The following is a 9,236-nucleotide window of genomic DNA, read 5'->3' on the forward strand; positions in this document are numbered from 1 at the left end:
ATCAACACAAAATTTACATTGATTACATGCAACACAGCACATTAAAAATAGGCCTGTTTGGTATTGGACTGGATGCTTACTGGGAACAGTTTGAAGGATTAAAAGCACGATTAGAAAGTTACCTGGCCATTGTTGAAACTAAAATAGCTGCCCTAAATCCCGCAATAGTAAACCTGGGATTGGTAGATACGCCAGAAAAAGCGTTTGCCGCTGGTCGTGCTTTCAGAGCAGAAGATGTGGATATCATCTTTTTATATGTTACAACCTATGCGCTCTCCTCAACGGTACTGCCTGTGGTGCAACGTGCCAAAGTACCGGTGATTATTTTGAATCTTTCGCCTCAGGGTGCAATTGATTATAAGATGTTTAACGGGATGACAGACCGTACCGCCATGACAGGCGAGTGGCTGGCTTACTGTTCGGCTTGCCCGGTACCCGAAATAGCAAATGTTTTTTTACGAACGGGCGTTAAGTTTCACCAGGTTACCGGCACCCTGCATCACGACACCGAGTGCTGGAATGAGATAGCAGAATGGATAGAGGCAGCTAAGGTTGCAAATATCATGGCGTTTAATCGCATGGGCTGTATGGGGCATTATTACAGCGGTATGCTGGATATCTACACAGATCTTACACAACAGTATGCTGCTTTTGGGGGACATATAGAAATGCTTGAAGTAGATGAATTGGCCGTGTTGCGAAAGAACGTATCTACAGACGCCATAAACCAAAGAGTGCTGCTATTTAAAGAAGAATTTGAGATAACCGAAGGTTGTACCGAAGAGGAACTGCAACGCGCGGCCCGTACGTCGGTGGCGCTCGATCAATTGGTCCAAATTCATCAGCTGGGATCATTGGCTTACTATTATAAAGGAACCGGCAATTTAGATAATGAAGACACCATCAGTTCTATCATATTGGGTAATTCGCTGCTTACCGCCAGGGGAATACCTGTCGCCGGTGAGTATGAAATAAAGAACGCCCAGGCAATGAAAATTATGGATGGTTTTGGTGCAGGTGGATCTTTCACAGAATATTATGCTATGGATTTTGACGCGGATATAGTTTTGATGGGGCACGATGGTCCGGGCCATATCGCAATTGCCGAAGGAAAAACAAAAGTTAAACCGCTGCAGGTATATCATGGCAAAGTGGGTAATGGTCTTTCTGTAGAAATGTCTGTAAAGAACGGACCGGTTACGTTGCTGTCTGTAGTGGAACAGGCAGGGGGCACACTCATGTTGCTTGTAGCTGAAGGTGAATCGGTTGCGGGACCTATCCTTGAAATTGGAAACACAAACAGCCGGTATAAATTCCCGCCCGGCGCCCGCAAGTTTGTAAATGACTGGAATAGTCATGGCCCCGCTCATCACTGCGCAGTGGGGGTTGGGCATATAGGTAGTAAGCTCCATAAGCTTGGAAAACTATTGGGTCTGACTGTGGTGCAGGTTTGTTAGCACATCGGTTATCGTTGTTCAAACTGATAGCTGTGCCGGCTCCCGCTTTACTTTTTAGTAATTATTTTGCCAATGTTGAAAGCTTGTAAATCAGGCTTTTGCTGCATGGTGGGTTTGTTTAATATTAACAATAACAGCTGATCGTTATATCATTTTATACAATCGAAATATCATTTTAGATAATCTTTTGTTTGGATTCTCATCTAAATTTGATAAAACAAAGGTTCGGGATGTCCAAATTTCGGCTCCGTTGTAAACCAATTATTTTAACTTTTATCATTATCGCCGGCATTCCAATTCAAGTCTGCGTCATAATGTATTTCGCTTAATTAAATTATATGGGGAAGGAAAAAATATAAAAAATAAGCAGAGGTCAGCCGACATCTGCTTATTCCAATGATTGTAATTGCCTGGTCGAATAGATAATGCAATCATTTAGTCAATTAATCAATTAACCTAATTCAAAATTATGAAAATTTTTACAAAACTCCCCGCATCTCAGGGGACGGTATTTCGTATTGCCCATACTGTACTGGCGGTACTCATTTTAATATGTTGCATCAACAGCACATCAATGGCTAAAGAGGGCAACAATATACCTCTTTTTAGTATATCCGGGCAGGTTGTTTCCGAAAGTGGCGAAACATTGGTCGGCGTTAGTATAACCGAAAAAGGGACCAACAATGGCGTCGCGACAGATGTAAATGGTAAATTTAAAATGAATGTAAGTAATGGAAACGCCGTTTTAATAGTTCGGTATATTGGTTACCAGACCAGAGAGGTATCTGTCAATAACAACAGTACCTTAAAAATACAACTTTCTAATGACTCCAAAACCTTAAACGAAGTAGTGGTGCTGGCCTATGGGTCGCAAAGAAAAGGCGATATCACCGGATCGGTAACGTCTATAAAGGCCTCTGATGTAAAGGATCAGCCGGTAACCCAGTTTACACAAAGTATACAGGGAAAAACTCCGGGCGTGCAGGTAAATCAAACAACAGGTATACCGGGGCAGGGCATTTCTATTCGTATTCGCGGCGCGGCATCTTTCGGCTCTAACGCGCAGCCACTGTATGTGGTAGATGGGGTGCCGTTAGTAAGCGATATTAACAACCTTAATCCTGAAGAAATAGAAAGCTTTACCATATTGAAGGATGCATCATCAACTGCGCTGTATGGTTCACGCGCAGCCAACGGTGTAGTTATTATAACAACCAAACACGCGAAGCCGGGTCAAAACTCCTTAACTTTTGATGCTTTTTACGGTGTACAAAGCGTTCCGCAAAAAGGGCGGCCGGATGTGATGAACGCGCAGGAATTCGCGCAATACGAACAGGATGTATTTACAGAAAAAATTCGCCTCGGGCAGGCTTCGAGTATACCTGTTGAATATCAAAACCCCTCGCAATATGCAGGTAAAGGTACCGATTGGTATAATGTTTTATTACGTAACGCGCCTATTCAAAACTACAATGTCGCTTTAAACAGCGGTACCGAAAAATCGACCACTACGGCCACTCTGGGTTTTCTGAATCAGGATGGCGTGCTTATCGCTTCAAACTATAAACGATATTCCTTACGTGTTAATTCCGAATATAAGTTTAACCGTAAACTTACCGTAGGTTTAAACGTAGCGCCTACTTATGAAAAACAGGCTAACGGCAATACCGACGGAAATATTTTTGGCGGGGGGATTATTCAGAATGCGATAACCAGCTCTCCTATATCACCTTATAAAAATCCAGACGGTTCGCTGCCTTTAACCTCGCAGTCACCAGGGCTTTTTGGTAACCCCAACTGGTATCTCGTGGCTACACAAAACAAAAATAATACACAAAAAGGGCGTTTGCTATCCAACGCTTACGCTAATGTGGAGATTATAAAGGATCTGAATTTTAAAACATCCTTAAACATAGATTATGTAAACCAGCAAAATCAAACCTGGAGCCCTTCTACCTCGGGTGGATTATTTGCGCCTCCTCCCAATACAGCTTATGCAACGTCGACAAGCAATATCTATTATTCATGGCTTGCGGAAAATACGTTAACTTATAAGCATTCCTTCGGAGAGCATCATTTTGATGTACTGGCAGGTTATACCGCCCAAAAATATCATCAGGATGATAATTACCAGTTTGGTTATGGTTTCCCTAATGATAATGTATCCTCATTGGCTGCCGCTACTTTGTTTGGTACCCCCCAAACAGATATTGAGGAATGGTCGCTCGCGTCTTTCGTTTCGCGTTTAAATTACAGTTATAAAAATAAGTACCTCGTTTCTGCGTCTTTCAGGCGCGACGGTTCATCCCGCTTTGCACCGAATACTAAATACGGGAATTTCCCGGCAGTGTCTGTTGGCTGGAACGTTTCTGAAGAGCCTTTTATGCAGAAGGTTCCGGTAATATCAGATCTAAAATTGAGAGCTGGTTACGGTGTTAATGGTAATTTTAATATCGCGAATTATGGGTTCATACCCAATACGCAGACAACCAATTACACATTTAACGGAGTTTTAACGCCCGGCACTTCCATTGCTAACATCGGTAACAACAACTTAAGCTGGGAAAAATCAAGGCAGTTAGATATTGGTGCTGATTTTAGTTTGCTTAAGGGACGCATCAATGTGAGTTATGATTATTTCCACAAAATTACCTCTTCGCTATTATTTCAGGTTGGCGTGCCGCGCGAGTCGGGTTTTTCCAGCATTGCCGATAACGTTGCCAAGGTACAGTTTTATGGTCACGAGTTTTCTGTCACCAGCCAGAATATCGTTAACGGTAGCTTAAAATGGACAACCAATTTCAATATCAGTTTTGTGCGCAGCAAAATACTCAATTTGGGTCCTTACGGCAGCTATTTACCAAGAAATACAAATGACCCTAATATCGAGATGATAGGGCATCCACTTGGGGCTTTTTATGGCTATAAATTTATAGGCGTTTACAAAAACCAGCAGGATTTTGATAATTCGGCAAAATATACGGGCAGCGATTCGCCATCACAGGTAGGAACGGTTAAGTATGCCGATATTAACGGCGATGGTGTAATCAACCTGAAAGACCAGACTTTTATTGGAAACCCTAACCCGGATTTTACTTACGGTTTAACCAACAACCTGTATTACAAAAAATTTGATTTAGGTATCAGCATGTCAGGGTCTTATGGTGGTGACTTGCAAAACCGCACTTTAGAGTACACCCAGAACCTGGATGGTGTGTTTAATGTAACCAAAGACGTTGCCAACCGTTGGAAATCGCCAACCGATCCTGGTGCCGGGGTCCATCCAAGAATTGTTGTGGGAACCGCGCTTGCAAGGTATACCAACTCCAGGTGGGTGAGTGATGCCAGTTACCTTACGGTTAAAAACGTAACGTTCGGTTATACTATTCCGATTGATAAGGACAATAATTACATTAAAAGTGTAAGGGTTTATACCAGTGCCCAGCAATTGTTTGTGTTTACAAAATACAAAGGTGCTAACCCCGAAGTTAGCGGAAATGAAGGCAGCAGCGGGTTAAATATTGGTATTGATAATACTTCGTACCCGGTGCCCCGCACTTTCAGTTTTGGTGTAAACGTTAATTTAAAATAAAAGATATAATCATATAATTATGAGAATCAGAATATTATTAGCGGCAGTATTGGCACTGAGCTTATCTGCCTGCAAAAAAAGCTTCATCGAATTAGCACCTAAAACAGCCGTAACCGAGGCTACTTACTTTAAAACCGCCGATGACTATACCCAGGCAGTTGTAGGTGCATACGTACCTTTGCGGAGCATTTACAGCGATGCTTATGTTATGGGCGAAATGCGGTCAGATAACGCTACTTATTTTGCCAGTCCTGGCTTGCAGGGAGGGCAGTTTAGCGATAAGTGGAATATTTCTGGCTTTTTGGATATCACGATCAACATGAACGGCATGAATAAATATGCCAGCTGCTACGTTGGCATAGCCCGCACCAATGCCATATTAGACCGTATTGATAACTCAACTATTGATGCTGCTGTAAAAGCAAATTTGAAAGGGCAGGCGCAGTTTTTAAGGTCTTTTTATTATTTTGAGCTGGTACAGTATTTTGGGGGTGTGCCGTTGCATTTAAAAGAAGTTACCTCGGTAGCAGAGGCCTCTTTACCGCGTTCGTCTGTAAATGATGTGTATAAGCAAATTATTGCCGATGCTACCAGTGCCGCGGGTTTACTACCTGCAAAACAAACCACCGTGGGTATGGTGACAAAAGGCTCGGCTAAAACCTTGCTTGGCTATGTTTATATGACCTTGAAACAATACCCTGCCGCCGAAACTTCTTTGACAGATGTTACCAGCTTAGGCTATAGTCTTTTGCCCGATTATGCCAGCGTATTTGCCAGCCGTAATACAGCCGAATCTATATTTGAGGTACAATATTTAGAAGGGCCGCAAGGCCAGCAAAGCAATTTCGCGTTCCAGTTTGCGCCCAATATTTCAAATGTCAAAAATATTTTGGGGGTTTCAGGAGATAACAAAACAACCGGCGGCTGGAACAAGCCAACCCCGGATTTAATTGCTGCCTATGAGGCTGGTGATACCCGTAAAAACGCCTCTATTGCGTTTAGCTATGTAGATGGTGATGGTAACACGGTAAATGATACGTATTGCAAAAAATATACGCATGGGCCATATGCCACATTTAATAATACCGGCGATGACTGGATAGTTTACCGCTATGCCGACGTTTTGTTGCTGCTGGCTGAATGTTTAAATGAAGAAGGTAAATCAGCGCAGGCAATTCCTTATCTTAACCAGGTGAGGGTGCGCGCCGGGCTGGCGGTAACAACCGCTGCAAGCCAGGTAGGTTTGCGCGCCGCTATAGCAAAAGAACGCAGGGTTGAACTGGCTTTTGAAAACCACCGCTGGCTTGACCTGGTACGTACCGGGCAAGCTATCAATACCATGACGGCCTTTGGCGTAAAAATTAAGCAAGCCCAGCCCTATTTGCCGTCAAGCGCGTATTTAAATATTACGCAAAACAGGCTCATTTTCCCCATTCCACAGTCGGAAATTGATATCAATTCTAAACTTACTCAAAATCCTGGTTACTAAAATTGGGTTAAAAATGGATAGAGTGTGGCCTTCGGGTCACGCTCTTTTTTAAATTAAAACTTACAAATTTTTCAAAATACCCAATAATCATACATGAAACCATTTTCAACCAAACACCAAAACGGTTATGCGTAAAATTATCCTATCCCTCTTGCTCATTAATTTTTTCCGCGTGGGCGTGCAGGCTCAACAGTTGTCGGCTAAACCAACGGCTTCGGTGCCATCAGATCCGGCCGAGGTATTTAATCATCCACCTCAAGGTGCCAGCCCGGGCGTGTTGTGGATGTGGATGGGATCAAACCTTAGTAAAAAAGGTATCACCAGAGATTTGGAGGCACTTAAAAAGGAAGGTTTTACCAGTACAACCATGTTCAGCCTTGCAGATGTTACCACACCATGGGCCGGGGATATCAATAAAAGCCCTACACCAGAGCTTATTTCCTGGACAGAACCCTGGTGGAAAATGGTACGCCACGCGGCCGAAGAATCAAAGAGGCTTGGGATGGATTTTGGCATGTTTAACGGATCTGGTTATGAATCAAGTGGTGGCCCATGGATATCTCCGGAAATGTCGATGCAGGAGATCTGCTGGTCTACTGATACCCTGAACGGTGATAAACATGTAGATTTAATTTTAAATCAGCCCAAAGTAAGTCCGCGCGGCCATACACCTTACCCGGTTTATAATCCCAACACGGGGTTGGTAGAAATTCCGGAAATTGCCGCCCGGCAAACTTATTATAAAGATATTGCTGTACTGGCTATACCGGCCCAGGGTATAGTGCCATTAAATAAAGTAATAAACCTCACCAACAAAATGCAACCTAATGGGCAGGTAAACTGGGATGTGCCACCCGGTAAATGGATTATTTACCGTTTTGGGCATACCACAACCGGTACGCTGATTCAGCCGGCACAGTGGAAAGCCACCGGTTTGGAATGTGATAAAATGAGTAGGGAGGCCGTTAGTTTTCACCTGGACCACGTAATCGGTGAAATTCAAAAACATCTTGGCGATTTGATAGGCACAGGGTTTAGCAGTGTTCATTTTGATAGCTTTGAGGCCGGAGGCGCCACCTGGACACCCAGAATGAAAGAGGAGTTTGCCGCCAGGAGAGGATATGATATTATACCATATTTACCAACCTTTGCCGGCAGGGTTATAGGGTCGGATAGGCTTGATTCTCTTTTATTTAGAAAAGATTTTGATGTAACTATAAAAGATTTATACCGCGATGTATATTTTGCCACAATAGCTAAAAAATTGCGCGAAGCAAATTTGACCTTTTTGTGCGAACCCTATGGAGGCCCCTGGCGCCAGGACGAAGTTATGCCTTACGTAGGTACGGTAATGACTGAATTTTGGACCGTTGGCGGTAACTATTCGCCTTATGAACTTGAGCCTACTGTTGCAGCGCTAAGACAATCGGGACAGAATATTATAGAGGCAGAGGCTTTTACCGGCGACCCGCGGGATGCCAAATGGGATGAAACCCCCGAATGGTTAAAACCCATTGGTGATGCCGCTTTTTGCGATGGTGTAAACCGCATGGTAATACACCGCTTTGTACAACAACCCTGGGATGATAAATATAAACCGGGGTTAACCATGGGCGAGTGGGGGACTCATTTCGACCGTACGCAAACCTGGTGGGAGCCAGGTAAAGCAATGGTTCAGTATTGGACCCGTTGCCAGGCTTTGCTACAATGGGGAGGGATAGCACATTCATCGGCCAATGATTTTATAGCTAAAGATATTACGGGCAACATAACGGTTAAACATATACACCGCAACAGGCTTAATACGCATGTTTACTTTGTTGCTAATACCTCACGTAACGCGGGCAGCGCCCTATGTAGTTTTAATGTAACAGATATGCAGCCGGAAATATGGGACCCGGTAACCGGCACTATGCGTGATTTGCCGCAGTTTAAGACGGAGGGTGTTAACACCAGCATCGCGCTTAATTTTGATAAGGCGCAAAGTTTCTTTATCGTGTTCCGTAAAAAGATCGCAGAAGCCGGGGCTGCTAATGCAATTAATTTTCCCGATCAAAAAGAGGCTTTGGTAATTGGCGGCAACTGGCAGGTGAAATTTGACGAAAAATGGGGCGGACCAGCCCCCCCCGTAACCTTTAGCACACTACAGGATTGGACATTGCAGCAGGACCCCGGCATCAAATATTTTAGCGGAACCGCCGTCTATAAAAATAGCTTTGATCTCCCCGCCGGTTCTGATTTGGTAGCTGCAGATACTTACCTCGATTTAGGTAAAGTGAAAAACATCGCGCGTGTATTTATAAATAATACCGATCTCGGCGTCGCATGGACGGCACCATGGCGGGTAAAAATCCCTGCAGGGCTGCTCAAAAACAAGGCTAATCAGTTGGTTATTGAAGTAACTAACGTTTGGGCAAACCGCTTAATTGGCGACGAACAGGAACCCGCGGATTGTGAGTGGCTTCCGGGCCATAGAGAAGGGCGTTTCCTGAAAGAGTTTCCGGATTGGTTCCTTAACAATACGCCAAGGCCATCCAAAGGAAGGTTTTGTTTTACCACCTGGAATTATTTCGATAAAAACTCCCCTTTGCTGCCCTCCGGCTTAATGGGCCCGGTAAGAATCACGCAGCAATAAACTATAAATTATCCTATTAATGATGTGTAAAATATTAAATAAACCCCTGATCCTTTGTTTACT

At 43.7% G+C, this 9,236-nt stretch carries 4 protein-coding genes; all 4 read left to right on the forward strand.

Annotation, left to right across the window (positions count from 1 at the left end):
• The first annotated feature begins 26 nt into the window (after nucleotides 1-26).
• Nucleotides 27-1,457, forward strand: a complete 1,431-nt coding sequence (locus tag QWZ17_RS11125; RefSeq protein ID WP_290305277.1) for an arabinose isomerase — start codon at nucleotides 27-29, stop codon at nucleotides 1,455-1,457.
• Between the two features lie 469 nt (nucleotides 1,458-1,926).
• Nucleotides 1,927-5,049, forward strand: coding sequence for a SusC/RagA family TonB-linked outer membrane protein (locus QWZ17_RS11130; protein ID WP_290305278.1), 3,123 nt, complete (start codon nucleotides 1,927-1,929; stop codon nucleotides 5,047-5,049).
• A gap of 19 nt (nucleotides 5,050-5,068) precedes the next feature.
• Nucleotides 5,069-6,538: a RagB/SusD family nutrient uptake outer membrane protein gene (locus QWZ17_RS11135; protein ID WP_290305279.1), complete on the forward strand. Its 1,470-nt coding sequence runs from the start codon at nucleotides 5,069-5,071 to the stop codon at nucleotides 6,536-6,538.
• Nucleotides 6,539-6,665: 127 nt separating this feature from the next.
• Nucleotides 6,666-9,173, forward strand: coding sequence for a glycosyl hydrolase (locus QWZ17_RS11140; RefSeq protein WP_290305280.1), 2,508 nt, complete (start codon nucleotides 6,666-6,668; stop codon nucleotides 9,171-9,173).
• The last annotated feature ends 63 nt before the right edge of the window (nucleotides 9,174-9,236 follow it).

Source organism: Mucilaginibacter flavus (assembly GCF_030409315.1).
Taxonomy (GTDB): domain Bacteria; phylum Bacteroidota; class Bacteroidia; order Sphingobacteriales; family Sphingobacteriaceae; genus Mucilaginibacter; species Mucilaginibacter flavus.

Excerpts from the sequence above, each read along its gene's own strand:
- QWZ17_RS11140 (WP_290305280.1), top strand. The coding sequence starts at position 6,666 with ATGCGTAAAATTATCCTATCCCTCTTGCTCATTAATTTTTTCCGCGTG.
- QWZ17_RS11135 (WP_290305279.1), top strand. The coding sequence starts at position 5,069 with ATGAGAATCAGAATATTATTAGCGGCAGTATTGGCACTGAGCTTATCT.
- QWZ17_RS11125 (WP_290305277.1), top strand. The coding sequence starts at position 27 with ATGCAACACAGCACATTAAAAATAGGCCTGTTTGGTATTGGACTGGAT.
- QWZ17_RS11130 (WP_290305278.1), top strand. The coding sequence starts at position 1,927 with ATGAAAATTTTTACAAAACTCCCCGCATCTCAGGGGACGGTATTTCGT.